The sequence below is a fragment of the Methylocystis parvus OBBP genome, from assembly GCF_027571405.1.
Classification (GTDB): Bacteria; Pseudomonadota; Alphaproteobacteria; order Rhizobiales; family Beijerinckiaceae; genus Methylocystis; species Methylocystis parva.
On record NZ_CP092968.1, the window covers coordinates 3853417 to 3872065 of the forward strand.

18 protein-coding genes are annotated in these 18649 nt (G+C 64.4%); 8 read left to right on the forward strand and 10 right to left on the reverse strand.

Translation table 11 applies throughout. The features are described from left to right. Positions 1 to 111: 111 nt before the first annotated feature. Together MMG94_RS18665 and MMG94_RS18670 are read left to right on the forward strand one after the other, a co-directional pair. A complete protein-coding gene (locus tag MMG94_RS18665; protein ID WP_026016262.1) occupies positions 112 to 399 on the forward strand; it encodes a type II toxin-antitoxin system TacA family antitoxin in 288 nt (95 codons plus the stop codon). After that, positions 400 to 894 (forward strand): GNAT family N-acetyltransferase, encoded by a 495-nt coding sequence (locus MMG94_RS18670; RefSeq protein WP_016920063.1) that lies wholly within the window; start codon positions 400 to 402, stop codon positions 892 to 894. Between the two features lie 8 nt (positions 895 to 902). Here MMG94_RS18670 and aspS read toward each other — a convergent pair whose 3' ends face one another. Beyond that, positions 903 to 2684, reverse strand: a complete 1782-nt coding sequence (aspS, locus tag MMG94_RS18675; RefSeq protein ID WP_016920062.1) for an aspartate--tRNA ligase — start codon at positions 2682 to 2684, stop codon at positions 903 to 905. Positions 2685 to 2802: 118 nt separating this feature from the next. Beyond that, on the reverse strand, positions 2803 to 2988 hold the full coding sequence (locus MMG94_RS18680; protein ID WP_016920061.1) for a DUF1192 domain-containing protein: 186 nt from the start codon (positions 2986 to 2988) through the stop codon (positions 2803 to 2805). Positions 2989 to 3411: 423 nt separating this feature from the next. Between MMG94_RS18680 and ppdK the strand changes: the two genes are divergently transcribed. Continuing rightward, complete coding sequence (ppdK, locus tag MMG94_RS18685) at positions 3412 to 6090, forward strand: pyruvate, phosphate dikinase (RefSeq protein WP_016920059.1); 2679 nt, start codon at positions 3412 to 3414, stop codon at positions 6088 to 6090. Positions 6091 to 6120: 30 nt separating this feature from the next. Here the strand turns inward: ppdK and MMG94_RS18690 are convergent, their stop codons facing one another. Further along, positions 6121 to 6783 carry a cyclic nucleotide-binding domain-containing protein gene (locus tag MMG94_RS18690; RefSeq protein ID WP_016920058.1) on the reverse strand — a complete coding sequence of 221 codons (663 nt, stop codon included), beginning with the start codon at positions 6781 to 6783 and terminating at the stop codon, positions 6121 to 6123. A 575-nt stretch (positions 6784 to 7358) separates the two neighbouring features. Between MMG94_RS18690 and MMG94_RS18695 the strand changes: the two genes are divergently transcribed. Both MMG94_RS18695 and MMG94_RS18700 read left to right on the forward strand, forming a co-directional pair. After that, positions 7359 to 7613, forward strand: a complete 255-nt coding sequence (locus MMG94_RS18695) for a hypothetical protein (protein WP_016920056.1) — start codon at positions 7359 to 7361, stop codon at positions 7611 to 7613. Positions 7614 to 7765: 152 nt separating this feature from the next. Beyond that, on the forward strand, positions 7766 to 8182 hold the full coding sequence (locus tag MMG94_RS18700) for a secondary thiamine-phosphate synthase enzyme YjbQ (protein ID WP_016920055.1): 417 nt from the start codon (positions 7766 to 7768) through the stop codon (positions 8180 to 8182). A gap of 116 nt (positions 8183 to 8298) precedes the next feature. Here MMG94_RS18700 and MMG94_RS18705 read toward each other — a convergent pair whose 3' ends face one another. Then, on the reverse strand, positions 8299 to 9429 hold the full coding sequence (locus MMG94_RS18705) for a sterol desaturase family protein (protein WP_026016261.1): 1131 nt from the start codon (positions 9427 to 9429) through the stop codon (positions 8299 to 8301). Positions 9430 to 9670: 241 nt separating this feature from the next. On the opposite strand from MMG94_RS18705, the gene MMG94_RS18710 reads away from it, so the two are divergent. After that, entirely contained in the window at positions 9671 to 10969 is a 1299-nt protein-coding gene (locus tag MMG94_RS18710) for a cell wall hydrolase (protein ID WP_016920053.1), read from the forward strand. A gap of 249 nt (positions 10970 to 11218) precedes the next feature. Here the strand turns inward: MMG94_RS18710 and MMG94_RS18715 are convergent, their stop codons facing one another. The 3 genes from MMG94_RS18715 to MMG94_RS18725 all read right to left on the reverse strand — a co-directional run bounded on the left by MMG94_RS18715 (position 11219) and on the right by MMG94_RS18725 (position 14207). After that, complete coding sequence (locus MMG94_RS18715) at positions 11219 to 11899, reverse strand: aminotransferase class IV (RefSeq protein WP_026016267.1); 681 nt, start codon at positions 11897 to 11899, stop codon at positions 11219 to 11221. After that, positions 11851 to 13032, reverse strand: a complete 1182-nt coding sequence (locus MMG94_RS18720; protein WP_040579235.1) for an aminodeoxychorismate synthase component I — start codon at positions 13030 to 13032, stop codon at positions 11851 to 11853. The genes MMG94_RS18715 and MMG94_RS18720 overlap by 49 nt, the downstream gene beginning before the upstream one ends. A 254-nt stretch (positions 13033 to 13286) precedes the next feature. Next, positions 13287 to 14207: an outer membrane protein gene (locus tag MMG94_RS18725; RefSeq protein WP_016920049.1), complete on the reverse strand. Its 921-nt coding sequence runs from the start codon at positions 14205 to 14207 to the stop codon at positions 13287 to 13289. A 354-nt stretch (positions 14208 to 14561) separates the two neighbouring features. Here MMG94_RS18725 and MMG94_RS18730 point away from each other — a divergent pair, with 354 nt between their 5' ends. Beyond that, positions 14562 to 15386, forward strand: coding sequence for a TIGR00282 family metallophosphoesterase (locus tag MMG94_RS18730; RefSeq protein ID WP_026016259.1), 825 nt, complete (start codon positions 14562 to 14564; stop codon positions 15384 to 15386). A 118-nt stretch (positions 15387 to 15504) separates the two neighbouring features. Here MMG94_RS18730 and MMG94_RS18735 read toward each other — a convergent pair whose 3' ends face one another. Further along, on the reverse strand, positions 15505 to 15768 hold the full coding sequence (locus MMG94_RS18735; RefSeq protein WP_154419611.1) for a hypothetical protein: 264 nt from the start codon (positions 15766 to 15768) through the stop codon (positions 15505 to 15507). Positions 15769 to 16411: 643 nt separating this feature from the next. Next, a complete protein-coding gene (locus MMG94_RS18740; RefSeq protein WP_016920045.1) occupies positions 16412 to 16900 on the reverse strand; it encodes a hypothetical protein in 489 nt (162 codons plus the stop codon). 199 nt (positions 16901 to 17099) lie between these two features. On the opposite strand from MMG94_RS18740, the gene ypfJ reads away from it, so the two are divergent. Then, positions 17100 to 17996, forward strand: a complete 897-nt coding sequence (gene ypfJ / locus MMG94_RS18745; RefSeq protein ID WP_016920044.1) for a KPN_02809 family neutral zinc metallopeptidase — start codon at positions 17100 to 17102, stop codon at positions 17994 to 17996. 122 nt (positions 17997 to 18118) lie between these two features. Here ypfJ and MMG94_RS18750 read toward each other — a convergent pair whose 3' ends face one another. Then, complete coding sequence (locus MMG94_RS18750; protein WP_016920043.1) at positions 18119 to 18643, reverse strand: hypothetical protein; 525 nt, start codon at positions 18641 to 18643, stop codon at positions 18119 to 18121. Positions 18644 to 18649 lie beyond the last annotated feature (6 nt).

Sequence of the window (18649 nt, forward strand, 5' to 3'; positions counted from 1 at the left end):
AATGCGAGAAGGCGGATTCGGGCTTTCATGACTACGCCGATCATGAGGCTTCCCGCTTGTGTCGTAAGCAAGCGTCTTGATATGTCCGGCATTATGCCGTACTTCTCTGATATGGGACAGCAGCCGATCCGAAGCGCCCGTTTGGAGGCCAGAATTTCGCCGGAGGCTCTGGCGGTCGTGAAACGCGCCGCCGAGATACAGGGGCGCAGCGTCAGCGATTTCGTCGTCGCGGCGGCGCAGGCGGCCGCCGAGCAGACGATCGAGGGAACGCAAATTTTGCGTCTGTCGATCGACGACCAGCGCGCCTTCGCGGACTTGATCCTCAATCCCCCGGAGCCCGGCGCCGCGATGAGGCGGGCGGCGGCGGCGCATCGCACGCTGATCAAAAAGTCGATTTGAGTGGGATTCGAAGTCGCGCTTCTCGCGGCGGCGCACGACCGAACCGCTTTTGACTGCGGCGAGCCTGCGCTTGACCGCTACCTGCGCGAGCTTGCCATGCAGGATGCGAAGCGCCGCGTCAGCAACTGCTTCGTTGCATTGGATGACGCGGGCGCAATCGCCGGCTATTTCACCTTGGCCGCCTCCGGGATTCCGGTGGATGAGCTTTCGGACGCGACGAAGAAGCGCCTGCCGCGCTATCCGCTCCTGCCGGCTTGCCTGATCGGCCGTCTCGCCGTCGACCGGCGTTTTCGCGGGCTCGGGCTCGGCGGCGCGCTCCTCATGGAGGCGGCGATACGCGCGTCTCGCGCCGAGCCGGCCGTGCTTGCGATGATCGTGGACGCCAAGGACGAGAAGGCGGCGGCGTTCTACGAGCATCACGGCTTTTCCCGCTTCGCGAGCCGGCCGAAATCCCTTTATCTGCCGCTTGCAACGGCGTTGAAGGCGAAAGGATAGGAGGCGCCTTACGCCCCCTTCTCCGGCAGGTTCAGCCTTATATGCAGCTCGCGGAGCTGCTTCATCGTGGCTTCCGACGGCGCGCCCATCAGCAAATCTTCCGCGCGCTGATTCATCGGGAAGAGCGTCACCTCGCGCAGATTCTCTTCCTCCGCGAGCAGCATCACGATGCGGTCGACGCCAGGGGCAATGCCGCCATGCGGGGGCGCGCCATATTGGAAGGCGCGATACATGCCGCCGAACTTCTCGAGCAGCACGTCCTCGCCATAGCCCGCGATCTCGAAAGCCTTCTTCATGATCTCGGGGCGGTGGTTACGAATGGCGCCCGAGGACAGCTCCACGCCGTTGCAGACGATGTCGTATTGATAGGCGAGGATGTCGAGCGGATCCTTGGTCTCCAGCGCCTCCATGCCGCCTTGCGGCATGGAGAAGGGATTGTGAGAGAAGTCGATCTTCTTGTCTTCCTCGTTCCACTCATACATCGGGAAGTCGACGATCCAGCAGAATTCGAAGACGTCCGTTTTTGAGAGGCCAAGCTCCGTGCCGATGCGAATGCGCGCCATGCCCGCGAGCTTCGCGGCGAGAGTCTCCTGACCAGCCGAGAAGAACACCGCGTCGCCGGCCGTCACGCCCGCCTTGGCGGCGATCGCGGCCTGAACCTCGGCGGGGATGAACTTCGCGATCGGCCCCTTGCCGACCAGCGCGCCGTTTTCGTCCTCGAAAATGACGTAGCCCAGCCCCGGCGCGCCCTCGCTCCGCGCCCAGTCATTCAGCTTGTCGAAAAAGCTGCGGGGCTGCGTCGCGGCGCCGGGCGCGGGAATGGCGCGCACGGTCTTGCCCTTGAAGGCCTTGAAGCTGACGCTCTCGCCCTCGAATTCTTCCGAGACGTCGACGATGACGAGCGGGTTGCGCAGATCCGGCTTGTCGGAGCCATATTTCAGCATGGCGTCGCGGAAGGGGATGCGCGGAAAGCTTTGCGTCACCGGCTTGCCGTTGGCGAATTCCTCGAAGACGCCGCGCAGCACGGGCTCCATGGCCTCGAACACGTCTTCCTGCGTGACGAAGCTCATTTCCACGTCGAGCTGGTAGAATTCGCCGGGCGAGCGGTCGGCGCGGGCGTCCTCGTCGCGGAAGCATGCGGCGATCTGGAAATAGCGGTCGAAGCCCGCGACCATCAGAAGCTGTTTGAACTGCTGCGGCGCCTGCGGCAGGGCGTAGAACTTGCCGGGATGCAGACGCGACGGCACGAGAAAGTCGCGCGCCCCTTCGGGCGAGGAGGCGGTAAGGATTGGCGTCTGGAACTCGAAGAATCCGCCGGCCTTCATGCGCGCGCGGATCGAGTCGATGATGCGCCCGCGCAGCATGATGTTGGCGTGCAGCTTTTCGCGGCGAAGGTCCAGAAAGCGGTATTTGAGGCGGATGTCTTCCGGATAGTTCTGGTCGCCGAAGACGGGAAGGGGCAGCTCGCCGGCGGGGCCGAGAACCTCGATTTCCGTCACGTAGATTTCGACATGGCCCGTCGGCATGTCCGGATTTTCGGTGCCGGCCGGGCGCTTGCGCACCTCGCCGTCGAGCCGGATCACCCATTCCGAGCGCAGCTTTTCAGCCTGCGAGAAGGCGGATGAATCGGGGTCCACGACGCATTGGGTGAGGCCGTAATGGTCGCGCAGGTCGATGAAGAGCACGCCGCCATGGTCGCGGATGCGGTGGCACCAGCCGGAGAGGCGGATTTTCTGACCCGCGAGCGCTTCAGTGGGCTCTCCGCAGGTATGCGAACGGTAGCGATGCATGGGCCGCTTTCGGTCTTAAATCTTCAGGGAATGCCGGAAGGGCCGGCGCGTGCGCGCCAAGAAGCGCAATGGCCTTGCCGCTGTCAAGCGCCGGGAGCCGCGGAGCCGCGGGCCAGCGTTACTTCCTGAAAAACGCCTCGGCTACGGCTCCCGCAGCGCGTTTCGCCTCCGCGCCGGCCTCGAGCCGTTCGATCTCTTCCCTCAAGGCTGCAATGCGGGCTTCGATCTCGGCGATCGAGAGCAGATCGAGCGGCTGGCCGATTTCGAAGGTCGGGCGGGGGCGGGGGGCGTCGTCGTCGCTCATATCGTGGCTTCAGCTTGTCAAGTTTCGGGAAAAGTCGGTATGATCAGATTCTGCCGGATTCGTGGAGCGCCGTCTGGCTCAACGACTTCTGGCCGGGCATCGAAGCGAGAGCCAGTGTCGCCAAAGCTGTCCGTCGCGAAATTTCAGGCATAGCGCTGAACTCCATAAATTGGTGAAATAGCCCCATCAACGACCAGAGCATGCGCGCTTTCCGCTCAGTCGGCAACGCCGCTCGGTCGCGGATAAAGGTCTGGCGCGGGTCTGGCGCGCCGCCGGCGGGCGCTCGCCGGGGCCCCTGAAAAATCAGCCCTCGTCGCGACAATTATTTAGGCCTATCTGCTATTGTGCATCCGCGAAGCCTGAACGGGGTTCGTGCGGCCGGGCCTTGCCGGCAGTTCCGTCATTGGCGGGAAGACGAGAGCGATGACGAAGTGGGTCTATAGTTTCAGCGCGGGGAAGGCCGAGGGCTCGGCCGCCATGCGAGACCTCCTGGGCGGGAAGGGCGCCAATCTCGCCGAGATGGCCGGGCTGGGGCTCCCTGTGCCGCCGGGCTTCACCATCACCACCGAGGTCTGCGCCCATTTCTACGCCACCGGCCGCAGCTTCCCCGCGGATCTCGAGCCGCAGGTCGACGCCGCCATGGCGGAAATCGGCCGCGTCGCGGGTCATGCGTTCAACGATCCCAAATGGCCGCTTCTCGTTTCCGTCCGCTCCGGCGCCCGCGCCTCGATGCCCGGCATGATGGATACGGTGCTGAACCTTGGCCTCAATGACGAGACAGTCGAGGCGCTCGCCAATTATTCGAACGACGCCCGCTTCGCCTGGGACTGCTATCGCCGCTTCATCGAGATGTATTCCTCGGTGGTGCTCGGCGTGGAGCATCACATTTTTGAAGATGCGCTCGAAGAGTTCAAGGAGTCGAAGGGGCTGACGCTCGACACGCAGATGAGCGCCGACGACTGGCGCGCGGCGGTCAAGCAGTTCAAGAGCATCATCGAGGCCAATGCCGGCGTCGCCTTTCCGCAGGACCCGCGCGAACAGCTCTGGGGCGCCATCAAGGCGGTTTTCGCCTCCTGGATGAACCACCGCGCCATCGTCTATCGCCATCTGCACAATATTCCGGAGAGCTGGGGAACGGCCGTCAACATCCAGGCCATGGTGTTCGGCAACATGGACGCCAATTCCGCGACCGGCGTCGCCTTCACGCGCAATCCATCGACGGGCGTCAAGGAGCTTTACGGCGAATATCTCCTGAACGCGCAGGGCGAGGACGTCGTCGCGGGGCTGCGCACGCCGCAGCCTTTGACGGAGATTGCGAGCCGCGCCTCGCCGGGCGAGAAGATTTCGCTCGAGGCCGTCATGCCGAAGGTCTTCGCCGAATTCGCGAAGGTCGCCGACAGTCTCGAACGCCATTACCGCGACATGCAGGATATGGAGTTCACCGTCGAGCGCGGCAAACTCTGGATGCTTCAGACGCGCAGCGGCAAGCGCACGGCGCGCGCGGCCTTGAAGCTCGCGGTCGACATGTCGAATGAAGGACTCATCACGCGCGAAGAGGCGTTGCTGCGCGTCGAGCCGACTTCGCTCGACCAGTTGCTGCATCCGACGATCGATCCGGCCGCGCGGCGCGACATTCTCGTGACCGGCCTGCCGGCCTCGCCCGGCGCGGCCTTCGGCGAAATCGTCTTCAATCCGGAAGAGGCGGAGACGCTTTCGGCTTCGGGCCGCAAGGTCATTCTCGTGCGCACGGAGACGAGTCCCGAGGATATTCACGGCATGCACGCCGCGGAAGGGATTCTCACCGCGCGCGGCGGCATGACGTCGCACGCCGCCGTCGTCGCGCGCGGCATGGGCAAGCCCTGCGTCACGGGCGCCGGCGCGCTGCGCATCGATTATGACGAGCAGTGCTTCACCGTCGCAGGCAAGCGTTTCGCCAAGGGCGACAAGATCACCATCGACGGCTCCGCCGGCCATGTGATCGCGGGCGAAGTGAAGATGCAGCGGCCCGAACTCACCGGCGAATTCGCCGTGCTGATGGGTTGGGCGGATCAGGTGCGCCGGCTCAAAGTGCGGGCCAACGCCGAGACGCCGTCCGACGCGCGCGCGGCGCGACGCTTCGGCGCCGAAGGCATCGGTCTTGCGCGCACGGAGCATATGTTTTTCGAGGGCGAGCGCATCGTCGCGGTGCGCGAGATGATTCTCGCGGACGATGCGGCGGGCCGCAAGGCCGCGCTCGCCAAGCTCCTGCCGATTCAGCGCGAGGACTTCAAGCATCTCTTCGAGATCATGTCGGGGCTGCCGGTCACGATCCGCCTGCTCGATCCGCCGCTGCACGAATTCCTGCCGCATACGGATACGGAGCTTGCGACAGTCGCGCGCGCCATGGGCGCCGACCCCGTGAAGCTGCGCCGCCGCGCGCTGCAGCTTTCCGAATTCAACCCGATGCTGGGTTTTCGCGGCGTGCGCCTCGCCGTCGTGTTCCCCGAGATCGTCGACATGCAGGCGCGCGCGATCTTCGAAGCGGCGATCGAGGCGAGTCTTTCGACAGGCGAACCGGCCGTCATCGAAATCATGGCGCCGCTTGTCTTCGCGGGCGCGGAGCTCGATCTCGTCAAGGCGCGGGTCGAAGCCATGGCCGCGCTCGTCGAGGAGGAGACAGGCATCCGTCCGCGCTATCACATCGGCACGATGATCGAACTGCCCCGCGCCGTGCTGCGCGCGGGCGAGATCGCGGCGTCGGCGGATTTCTTCTCCTTCGGCACGAACGATCTGACGCAGACGACGCTCGGCATTTCGCGCGACGATTCGGGTTCCTTCCTCAACGAATATGTCGAGAAGGGCCTGCTGCCGCACGATCCCTTCGTCTCCATCGACCAGGAGGGCGTCGGCGAACTCGTCTCGCTTGGCTGCGAACGCGCACGCAAGGTTAAGCCCGGCATCGCCCTCGGCGTTTGCGGCGAGCATGGCGGCGATCCGGCCTCGGTCGCCTTCTTCGACAGGATCGGGATCGATTACGTCTCCTGCTCGCCCTTTCGCGTGCCGATCGCAAGACTGGCGGCGGCGCAGGCGGCGCTGGGGAAGAAGGCGGAAGGAACGGCGTGAATTCCACCCTCCCCTCGAGGGGAGGGTGGGCTAAACTTCCTCCTGGATATGGTTCGCCTCGAACCGCCGCACGATCAGCCGCACGAGGTACAGGCCGAATTCGGGGTTCTGGAAATAAAGCTGTTCGAACTGCTCATAGGTGATGGCGAGCAGCCGCGCGTCGGTGACGCATTTCGCGGTCGCCGTTCGCTTGCCGGACTTGGTGAACAGCGCCATTTCGCCGAACAATGCGCCGGGTCCGATCGTCACGCCGCGCTCGACGATTTCGATTTCGCCCTCGACGACCACATAGGCTTCTTCGCCGGCGTCGCCCTTTTTGAAGACATAGTCCGTGGCGCGCAGGCTCTCGGGATGCATGAAGGGCTTCAGCCATTCGATGTTCAGGTCGTTGGCGTTGGCCTCGCGCACGCTGTCGATGAGGCGGCGCATCTCGCGCAGGCGCGAGAAATTGAGCGGGAAATTGATGGCGTGCTTTGCGATCGTCGGCAGATTTCCCGTCACGAGCCCCAGCGCGACGCCGAGAATATTGCCGACCATGGCGGTGATGCGGAGCGGAATCATTCGCTTGAAATAGGCGGCGCCGACGACGGCGGAGGCTTCGGCCCAGGCGAGGGCGCCGAGCGCGAGCGCGCCGGCTGTCTTTCCCGTCTCGGAAGCGACCCAGGTCGTCGCGGCGTCAATGAGGTCCGACATGCTCTCTCCTTGGCATTCGGGACCGCGCTTAGCTTTTGCCGGCGCAATAGACAAGACCAGGAAAGCCCGCGCCACTGGACTTTCGCCAGCTTATCTCTCGGGAATGCTTGGAAAACCAGGCGAGCCTTGGCCGGTGGTCGTTGGAGCTACGTTCCGGCCCCCGGAGAGGAGTTTTGACACCCTCTTGGGGGCGGGCGCGAGGCACCATGTCAAGCTTAAGCGGTGCTGTGCGAGGCGGGCGGCTTTTTGAGAACAGGGCCGGGCGGCGTGCTCCCAGAGTCCTGTTATAACATTACCTTTCTCGCGCATAGGCGACGCTCTGCTTATGGGATTTGCCGCCCAATTAGCACTCAGCGGGGAGAGTGCTGATCGATGTTCTTCTGAATCTGGATAAAGTTTTCTTTATGTCCTAGTTTGTTCTCATCCACAATTTTCTGTCTGTTCTCCCCATGCGTCATAAAATCGCACGTTGCGTTCGTCAGCTCATAGGGATATTCGATAAAGCAGGCAGGCACCCGCCTGCCCATCCCACCCAGGGATAGATCGCGGCGAAGTCGCCGCATTGGAGTATCAGAATGAAACACTTGAGCAGACTTTCCCTCGCACTTGCGCTCTTGGCCATGACGGCCATCCCGGCGTCGGCGCACCACCCATGCGACGCGTTCCGGAACAACGGCAACGGAAGCTTCACCGTGCTTAAGCCCATCACGATGCAGGGCCCGAATGGGTCGGTGCAGATCGGCTCCGGCATGACGTTCGGCCCCGGCGTCCTGTTCATGGGCGTCGATCTCAGCGCCGGGCTTCAGGCGCATTGCAGCTTCACGCAGTAATCTGAAACCGTCGGCCGGGGCTGCGTAGGAGGCCTCCCGCTTCTGGCTCCGGCTCGACACTACTTCCCCCGCGTAGCCATCGTGCTGCGCGGGGTTTTTCATTGGATAATGCCCGCTGGACTTTCCCCCCGCGTTTGCTCACATCTCGAACCATGCGGCAGGCGACGAGATTACTGAAGATCGAAACCGGCGGGCGCGGCTTTTACGAGTTCACTGCAGCGCTTGCGGATTTCGTGCGCGGCGAGCGCATGGGGCAGGGACTGTTGACGGTCTTCTGCCGCCACACCTCAGCTTCCCTGCTCATACAGGAGAACGCCGACCCCACGGTGTTGAAGGATTTGGAGTCGGTGTTCTCCCGCCTCGCGCCGGAGGGCGCGGATTACGCCCATGATACGGAAGGGCCAGACGACATGCCCGCTCACATAAGAGCGGCGCTGACGCAGACTCAGCTTTCCATCCCCATCATCGGCGGGTCGCTCGCGATCGGGACATGGCAGGGGGTTTATCTTTTCGAACACCGCAGGCGCCCGCATCGGCGGGAGATCGCACTGCATGTGATCGGGGCGTGAGGCCCCCTCCCCAACCCTCCCCCGCTTTGCGGGAGAGGGAGCAAATTCGGCCTTCATTCAGACTGTTGAGCGCGAGCGTCCCCTCTCCCGCTTGCGGGGGAGGGACAGGGAGGGGGCTATCTCCCGCGTCTGAACGGATACATGAACTGCGCGACAAATCCTTCCGGGACCTTCTCCGGCGCGCCATAGGCCTTGGGCCAGCGCGAGGGCGGGAGGCGATAGGTGCCGAAAAGACGGTCGAGCCAGGGGAAATGGATCGCAAAATTTATGTCGATCGCTTCTTCCTCCAATCCGTGATGCCAGTGGTGGAAGCGCGGCGTGACGAGAAACTGGCCGAGCAGATTGAAGTCGCCCTTCAGATTGGCGTGCACCAAAGACGAATAGACGTAAACGAGCCCGATATAGCTCTGCATCGCCGCGGGCGTGAAGCCGAGCGTGAGCAAAGGCAGGGACGTCACGCCGCGCAGCAGCGCAATCTCGATGAAATGCATGCGCGCCCCGGCGAGCCAGTCCATGGCGGGCGCCGAGTGATGCACCGCGTGGAAGCCCCACAGAAAGGGGATGCGGTGAAAGGCGCGGTGAAACCAATACTGAACGAGATCGGTGAGGAACATCGCTTCGACGAGCTGCAAGGCGAAGGGCTGCGCGCCGACCGCCGCGCGGAAATCGGCGAAGGCGCCCGTCGAGGCGTTGACGGCCTGCGAGGGCGCGAGCGCGAGGAAGGTCAGGACCTGCACCATCATCGAGCTGACGAGGAAGTAGAAAAGATCCTCGCGCCATTCCACGCGGAAGAGACGCTGTTCGCGCTTATGCGGAAAGAGCCGCTCCAGCGGCGCGAACATCAGGCCCGTCGCCATGAGATTCACGGCGAAGAAATCGACGCCGAAAAAGACGCCGGTTCTCGCGTCGGAAGGATCGAAACTGGCGATGAGGCTTGCGGCGAGCGCGACAATGAGCGCCGCGAATCCGATCGCCTTGCGGGGACGCAGCAGCAACGAAAGCAAAGCGAGCGCATAGCCCGCGATCAGCAGAAGCTGGAAGAGGACGCGGAAGGCGAAGCTTCCCTCCATCGCGACGAGTTCGGGCGTCGAAAAAAGACCCGGCCACCGCATCGACGCGACGAAGCACAGGGCGACGCCGGAAAAGAGCAGGCCGAAAAAGCCCGCGAACCAGCCCGTCCCGAAGCCGCGCGTCTCGATCGGCGCCTCGAGGTCGCGCATCAAATTCTGGATGAAGCTTCGCGCCATCGTCATTCCCTTCCCGGTTGCAGGCCATCGTCTCAGGGATAGCTGAACCGCGAATTGATGGGCTTCGCCGTGCGAAGACGCACGCAACCGGAGCGGGCGCCTCATTCTGGCACGGCGGCGGCAGCGCGGCCGCAACCAATCCGCAAGCCTAATGCGCGGATAATCAACATCGAAAAATTCTCGCAGTCGGGCGCCGGCGTCGGCCTGCCCCCGCAAGTCGGCGTCGGATCTGGGCAGGCTTATGCGTCGTCAGTCGAAAGCGCGTTGGGTGTTTGGCGTCATAATTCCCTGGGCGGCGGGCGTCATGGCCCCCTGGGCGCTCGGCGTCGGCGCGCTCGTCTCCTTTACGGCGAGCGCCGGCCAGGACGCCGTCGGCGACTGGAATGTCGCGCCGCTCACCGCCCGCGCCCGCGCAGCCGCCGCCCCCGCCACATTGCAGCTCGCTTCGTTCGGCGAGATCGCCTCCGGCGATCTCGGGCTTTCGGGTCAGAGCCGCGCGCTGGTGCAGAGCGCGCGCCTGATGGTCGGCGCGCCGGACGATCTGCGCTCCATACCCGACGAGCGCGAACCGCATGTCGATCTCAAACCGGACGTGAAGCACTTTCCGGAAGTGGACCGCACCCATAAGGGCGACCCGATCGTCGCCATGCGGCCGAGTTTCGAGACGCGCGTCGTCAATCCCCAGGCGCTCGGTCTCGCCGAGCCGGCGCGGCTGACCTTCCGGATCGACGGCAGAAGCCCGGCCCGCACGAGCGTGGCGCTCGCCCCGCGCGGCGCCATGCCCGGCGACGAAGCGATCTATGAGGCGGAAGCCGCGCGCGTCGAGGCGATGACGACGACGCAGACGCAGAAATCGACGGCGGCGTCCTCACCCTCGCAAAGCGCCTCCAGCGCGACGTCGCGCGCCAATGAACCCTCGCGCGAGCCCGTCTATCAAGCGCTCGCCGAACGCGCGCTTCATGGCGCGACGCCACAGGTCTCGCGCGCCGTCGCGCTGGGTTCGTCAACCCCGGCGCAGCCCGACGCCATTCCGATCGAGGTTTCTTCCTTCCCGCAGGCGACGCTGGCGCTCGGCGCGCCGGAGAGGAGCGTTGCGCGGCCCGATTACGCTTCGCTCGCCAGCCGCGACAATATGGATCGCGAGCGCCGCTGCCTCGCCGAAGCCGTCTATTTCGAGTCCCGCAGCGAGCCGGAGGCGGGGCAGGCGGCCGTCGCGCAGGTGGTGCTCAACCGCGTGCAGAGCGGCCTCTATCCAACGTCGATCTGCGGGGTCGTCTATCAGAACCGGCATCACTACAAGGCTTGCCAGTTCTCCTTCGCCTGCGAAGGCAAGTCGCTCCGCATCACGGAGCCGGAATCATGGTCGACGGCGGTGCGCATCGCCAATGAAGTGATGGACGGCCGCACCTATCTGACCGAAGTCGGCCGCTCGACCCATTACCATGCGACCTATGTCAAACCGCGCTGGGCGCGCGCGCTGACTCGCATGGACATGATCGGCCGGCACATTTTCTACAGGCTCAAGCCCGGCCAGACCTGACGCGCGGAGCCTTGCGCCGCCACAGGCCGCCGGTCCGGGCGTAAATCTCGATCCATATCCAGATGCTCGCGGCGATCCATGCGGACGCGAAGGGATGCGCCGCCGTCATTTGGGACAAAGCATTCATCTGAGAACTCTCGCGCCGAAGTTGTGAAGCAAGCTTCCCTCGCGCGGAGTTAAGAGCCCGGTTAACGGGCGCGTCAAATTTAGCGATTCGGGTTCAACCTTCGGAACGAGGTGAATCGCATCCTAAGAAATGAGGGCCGCGCGCACGAGTCCGCGCACCGAATTTCCCAAATAGAAACCCTTTTCGAGGTCGAGAAGGCGCAAAACCGCTTCCCGCGCGCGATCTTGCGCGAGCAAATGCGCGCGCAGCGTTCCGGCGAGGAGACCGCAGGAGAGCGGCGGCGTCAGCAGGGCATTCTCGGTCGGAACGAAGAGACTGCAGCGCGCGCCCTCGCAAAGCTCGTCCCTTTCGTTAAGAAAAATAACTTCGTCGGCGCCGCAGCTCCGCACGGCCTGCGCGAGTTCGTCCTCATACAGCGCGCGCCGCGTCGTCTTGTGCCGAAGCAAGGGGTCGCCGGAGTCGAAACGGCGCTTTGCCAGCGCGACGCGCCAGACGGTTCCCGGCGGGATGGGCTCGACAGGAACCGCGCTGGTCTCAATGGCGCCGTCGCGGGAGAGGACGAGGCGGATGCGGAGTCCTGCGTCGTGAGCCCAGCCCTCTCCCCGTTTACGGGGAGAGGGGGCGGCGTCCAGCGCCGCCTGCACTTCCGCTTCGTCATATCGAAACCCCAACGCCGCGCTCGACGCGGCGAGGCGCGCAAGATGCTCGGGGAGCAGCGCGTAGCCCGCCTCGGGCGTCCAGAGCAGGGTTTCGATCAGTCCGAAGTCGGCGTCCCGGTCAGGAAGCGGGCCTTGATGAGACATTCCTCATACTCTTGCGCGGCGCGCGAATCGGCGACGACCGCCGAGCCGACATTGCAGACGAGTTCATTGTCGGGAAACAGCGTCAGCGTGCGGATGGCGACGTTGAAGCGTATGTCGCCGTCCGGCGCGATGAGGCCAAGCGAGCCGCAATAGACGCCTCGCGCGGCGCATTCGAGATCGCGGATGATCTCCATGGCGCGGATTTTCGGCGCGCCCGTCACCGAACCGCAGGGGAAAAGTCCGGTGAAAAGGTCGGCGAGCGTCACGTCGTCGCGAAGCCGCGCTTCGATGCCCGACGTCATCTGATGCAGGGTCGGATAGGTCTGGATCGTGAAGAGATCCGTGACCTTCACCGAGCCGACTTCGGCAAGGCGCGAAAGATCGTTGCGCAGCAGATCGACGATCATGAGATTTTCGGCGCGCGACTTTTCATCCTCAACGAGATATTGCGCGCGGGCCATGTCCTCGGTGGGCATGAAGCCGCGTTGCGCCGTGCCCTTCATCGGGCGCGCGCGGATATGGCGTCCATGCGCCTCGAAAAAAACCTCCGGCGACAGCGAAACGACCGTTTCGTCGCCAAGCGCCGCGACGCCGCCATAGGCGACAGGCTGGCGCTTGCGCAGCCCGCAATAGAGCGCGAGCGGATCGCCCTCATAACGGCCGTAAAGCGGGAAGGTCAGGTTGATCTGATAGACGTCGCCCGCGAAAATATAGTCGATGCAGGCGCGGAAGCGTTCGGCGTATTCCTTCTCCGTCCAGGCGGGCGTGAGCGGAATATTCGGCGCGGGCCCCTCCGCCGTCGGCAGGGTCCAGGGCTTGGGGGACTTGAAGGCCCCGAAGAGCAGGAGCGGCGTGCGCGAGCGCGGCGTCGCCTGCGTCCAGAATTTTGGCTCCAGCGCGTAGCCAAGTTCGTAACTGGCGTAGCCGGCGAGATAGAGCCCGCGCGTCGTCGCCGCCTCCATGCGTGCGAACGCGTCCCTGACCTCGCTCGGCTCGCGGGCGACGATAATCTCTTCCGGCTCGTCGAAGAGCAGCGCCCGGCCGCCCTCGCGCCCATCCTCGAACACGACATATGGCCGCGCCGGCGCATCTGACCGCGTCGGGGCGAGAGGGCTAGCGTCGGCGTCGGGCATGTCTCGGGAGGCTCGTTTCACAGATTTGTTACATAAGACCAAGGCGCTCGGTTGAATAGCGACCTTGCATGTTCGGCGCCCGCGCCTGTCGCGAGTCGTTCATATGGGCGGGGGGAGGCTTGGCCGTCAACAGCAGGAGAGAGCGGTCGAACGGCTTGGATTCTCCCTGCTAACCTTCGTTGGGCAAAGCAAAAAGCCCGGCCTTACGGCCGGGCTTTCTTCTTTGACGAACCGCAGGCTGGAAGCCGGTTCGCTCAGTATTTCGCGACGACCGGAGCCGGAGCGCCCCAGTTGAAGTGATAGTTGACGCCCGCGCGGACGATGTTGCCATTGAAATGCGTCGTCGACTGAAGGGCGGTCGCGGCGATCAGCGCCGCGGGGGCGGCGATCGTGGCGGTGCCGTTCGCGGTCACATTGCCCAGATCGTAGTAAAGATACTCGACCTTCGCCGACCAGTTCGGCCAGAACATCCACTCGACGCCGCCGCCGGCCGTCCAGCCCACGCGGGTGTCCGAGAACGCCGTCGCGCCGAAACCGGGGAAGGCGCCGAAGGTCGGCGCTTCAACGCCCACCCAAGCCGTGTTCATGCTGACGCCGCCATAGGCCAGACCGCCCGTGCCGTAAAGCAGCAAGGTCGGCGTGGCGAGCCAGCCAAGACGGCCGCGAACCGTACCGATATAGTCGAGGTTGCGACGGGAAACCGTCGCGCCCGAAACGACTTCGCCGGGGAAGCCGATGACCGGCGCGGCGGAGAAGCTGGGGGCCGAATTTGACGACGAACCGGCGATGCCCTGGATGTCGGCTTCGATGCCCACAACGAAGTTGTTGTAGAACTGGAAGTTGTAGCCGATCTGACCGCCGCCGATGAAGCCGCCATTGCTGCCGCCCGTCGAATAGGAGCTGCCGGCGATGGCGAAAGCGTTCGCCAGCGGCACAAAGCCTGCCGGGTTAACCAGCGGGCTCGCAACCGCGAGCGGGCCGCCAACGGTCTGGATGGCGGTCGAGTTGGCCCAGCCGCCGCCGGCGTTCAGACCGACATAGAAGCCCGTCCACAGCGGCGGCGGGGGCGGCGGCGGCGGAAGGATCGGCGGGCCTTTGCGCGAGGGAAGGTCCGCGGCGAGCGCGGAGCCGGCGGTCAGCGCCAAAGCGACGACCGAAAGAGCGACTTTCTTCATTAGGGAGCCCCTGTTCGAGTAGAGCTGCGAAAAAGTGATCAACAAATCACCCTTGTCGAAAAGACCGCGCTGACGCCGCACAGTCAACGCAAAGTGGCGTATCAGAAGCTTTTTCGAGATCCGCTGTGACTCGACTGCCACAGTTGGTCGTTCCGCGCGCCGTCACGCTTTCCGACCTCTCTTGGCGATCGCGCGCGCCTTTCAGCGGCCGCTGGCGTCGCGCCTTGTTTGGAGGCGCCCCGCGCGATGCGTCGAGCTGATTCCCGGATCAATTTTCCTCCAACCCGCTTTGTTTCCCGCCGCGCCGCGCGCTAATAAGGTTGAATGTCCGTTTCCACGCCCGGCTCTCAGCCCCTGCGCATTCTCTTCATCGGCGACGTGCTCGGCCGCTCGGGCCGCGCGGCCGTGACCCGCTACGTCCCGCGCCTGCGTGAAAAATGGGCGCTCGATTTTGTGGTCTGCAACGGGGAGAATTCCGCCGGCGGCTTCGGCATCACCGAGGCGATCTGCGAGGAGATGGTGAATGCCGGCGTCGATTGCGTGACGCTCGGAAACCACGCCTTCGATCAGCGCGAGACGCTGGTCTTCATCGAGCGCCAACCGCGCCTGCTCCGCCCGATCAATTATCCGCCGGGAACGCCGGGGCGCGGCGCCAATCTCTTCACGGCGGCGCGGGGCCAGCAGGTGCTCGTCGTCAATCCGATGGGCCGCGTCTTCATGGACGCGATCGACGATCCCTTCGCGGCGATGGAAAAGGAATTGGGAGCCTGTCCGCTGGGCGTCGCCTGCGACGCCGTCGTCGTCGACATGCATGCGGAAACCTCGAGCGAGAAGATGGCGATGGGCCATTTCGTCGACGGCCGCGCCTCGCTCGTCGTCGGCACCCACACACATGTGCCCACCGCCGACGCGCAGATCCTGCCCGGCGGCACCGCCTATCTCACGGACGCCGGCATGACCGGGGATTACGATTCCGTGATCGGCATGGACAAGGAGGAGCCGCTGCGCCGCTTCATCCGCAAGACGCCGGGCTCCCGCTACGAGCCGGCCAATGGCGAGGCGACGCTTTGCGGCGTGGCGGTGGAGGTCGGCGGCGACGGGCTCGCCGCAATGATCGCGCCGGTGCGGCTCGGCGGCCGCCTGCGGCAGGAATGGCCGCAGGAATGGGGCGCGCCCTGATCCGGCGTCGCCCTATCATATAGGAACTTGTTTTTATTGTATTAAACGCAAAGCGCAACCTTGCGGCTCCCGGCTCGGCCCCGCCGTCAACCGTACGGCCGTGCGGCGCCGGGTCGTGTTATTGTTGGTCTTCCGGAAGTAAACTCAACGTGTTGCGAAGCGGGTAAAGCGGTCGCGCGCCTGCATCTAAAGGCTCGTCACGCAAAAAACGCTCATGCTCTTCAAATAGAGCTAGCGTCTTGATGTAGGTCTCCAGCAGATCTTCTGATGTTGCTACATATTTACCGGCGCTCCGCAATTGCTCAACGTGAGCGCGCTGACGCTCAACAACCTTGCGTGCGCGATTTACACGCAGAACAGCCGCATCAAGCCTTTCTGACATATGACCTCCACAAAATGCGACCGTGGCCCTGGATTATCCAATCAACTCGGGAAGCGCTGTGGCCGTGTATTAGTAACCTAAATCCCTGAGCTTGCACAGGAGAGTTTTGGATTTCTCAATGGACCGGCGGGATTGCACAATAATTTCATAGTTGTATTCGCACGCCGCCAACATTAACGCCTTGCTGATGAGCCAATTTTCATAGGAGGGCCGCGAGGCCTTACTTAATTCAGCTTTCTGCGCTGGCTGATTGTCGTCGTGGATAGGGAATGCGCACATCGGGCGTCTCCAGCTCTGTAAGCGGGAGCGCGGCTTGTCTCTCAGCCGTCGAGGCTTACGGAAAGCGTCCTCTCGACGATGCGCTCAGTATAGATAAACGTAAAGCAAATTAGCAATGCTGGGCAAATACGTAGAAACAGCCCAGTTTCGCAGTGAAGCAACATGGGCCGTGCGCAAGGCTGGAGGATGGCTGCGCCGTAACATTAACCGTCGACCCTTGTCCCGCGCCTTACGCCTCGCGCCGGCCCGGCGATCGGCGACAAAAAAGCCCCCGTTACAGGGGGCTTTTGTCAGTGGGGCAGGCTTTGGCTTTTAGGCTTCAGCCTGTGCTTCTTCCTGAATCCGGCGCCCGCCTTCCTTATCCTCAGCGCAGGAGCACGTAGCCGCGGCGTTCCAGACAACGGTCGATGACCAGACGGTAATCCGAAGCCGCCATTTCGGCCGTGGCTGCGCCCTGGGCCCCCTGAGCGGCGCCAGAGGCGCCCGCTATATTGCCCGCGACATTCGCCGCGCTGCCGCCCGCCCAAAGGCCGTTGGCGGCCCCGAGGCCTGGAACCGGGACGTAGCGCGCAATATTACCTGCCGCGGCGATGGCCGATCCGGCCGCCGCCTGTTGGGCTCCCGCCTGGGCCTCAGCGGCGCCGGCGCGCGCGGCGCTTTCCTGCGGGGCCGCGCGACTCTGGCAGAAGGCGAGGTCCCTGGCGTATTTCTTTTCCTTGAAGCCCCTGGCGTCGCGATCGATGAGCGGCTCGTAGATCGAGCCTTGCGCATCCTGCGCCCGGACGGGCGCGACGGCGGCCGTCGCGAGGGCGAACGCCAGGAGGTAATGGAACGCTTTTTCGGTGGAAACCATGCTTTCAGCCCCATGATCAGCCCCCTCGCGGGAGCAAAACGGCAGATGTTGTAAAGGTTTTGTCAGCTTTCCGGAAGCCGGCGATCCGCCGTCCGGGACAGCGGGGGCCTCATGCGAAGCGCGCAGGCGCCTACACAGGGCGGCGAAGGTCGATTAAATAGCGCAGACACGTCAGCTGCGGCGGGAGCGGAGCCAGCCAATGAAATGGGAAGATCTACAAACGTCTGAAAACGTCGAGGACCGCCGCGGGGAAGAAGGCGGCGGCATGTTCGGCGGCGGCCCCCGCATGGGCGGCGGCGGCATCGGCCTCGGGACGATGGTCGTTCTCGGCATTATCGGCTATGCGCTCGGCATCAATCCGGCTCTGCTCATCGGCGGCGCCGAAATGCTCGGCAAGATGCGCGGCGGCGGACAGGTCGTGCGTCAGGACCGCCCCCAGGAGACCGCGCAGCCGACCGACCAGATGGGTCAGTTCGTCGCCAAGGTGCTGGGCTCCAATGAGGAGGTCTGGTCGGTCGTCCTGCCGGAGCAGCAGGGCATTCAGTTCAAGGCCCCGCGGCTCGTGCTCTTCGACGGCGTCACGGATTCGCGCTGCGGCTCGGCGCAGTCGGCCATGGGCCCCTTCTACTGCCCGATCGATCAGAAGATCTATCTCGACACCTCCTTCTTCCGCGACATGAAGCAGCGCTTCGGCGGCGGCGGCGATTTCGCTTACGCCTATGTGATCTCCCACGAGATGGGCCATCACATCGAAAATCTGCTCGGCATTCTGCCCAAGGTGCAGCGCGCTCAGGCGCGCGCCGGCAGCCGCGCCGAGGCCAACGGACTTTCCGTTCGCGTCGAGCTGATGGCGGATTGCCTTGCGGGCGTCTGGGCGAATAACGGCAACGCCCGCAACCGCTTCCTGGAGGAGGGCGACATCGAGAAGGCGGTGGCGTCGGCTCAGGCGATCGGCGACGACCGTCTGCAGCGCGCGTCGCAGGGCCGCGTCGTTCCCGACAGCTTCACGCACGGCTCTTCCGCGCAGCGCACCGAATGGCTGCTGCGCGGCTTGAAGAGCGGCCGCATCGATGATTGCAATACTTTCAACCGTTAAGAGGCGCCCCGTCCTTGCGGGCCAAGCGAAGCGATCCGGACGCCGCCTTTCGGCGCCAGGCCGCTTCGCTTTTGCGCGCCTCGCAATGAGGTCCAAGGTTACGGTTCAGAAAGGGCTACGGTTCAGAAAGTCCGGCGCGCGCCGCTCTTCAAGTCAGCGGAGCGAAGCCGCTTCGCGAGCGTCTTCAATTCCGCGCCCCCGGCGCCGCGCAAGGCGCTCTTGCGCGCGATGAGCCCTACCGGCTCCGCGAGCGAGGGGACGAATCGCGTGACGACGGAGGACGGCGCGGCGCGCAAGACGAGGGCGCGGCCGCTCTCGCCATAGGCGAAAGCGTCGTTGACTTCGTCGACGAAGCCGCGCTCGACGGCATATCCCGCGAGCAGCAACAGGGCGTCGTCCTGACGCGCGACGGCTAAAGCCTGCGCGAGCCCTTCCTTCTGATCGCTCGCCTCGATCAGCGCGCAGCCCGCCTCATCCGCGACGCGCTCCAGCCCGCGCCCCGGCGCGCCCACGAGCACCGCATCGGCGATGAGCCCCTGGACGCAGGCCTCGACGAGAGAGGCGAGGCTGCGCGCGACGGCGTCGCGACGCAAAGGCCGGGCAGGCGCGTCATGGGCGAGAAGAATGGCGGTGAGCATCGGCGCCATGCATAG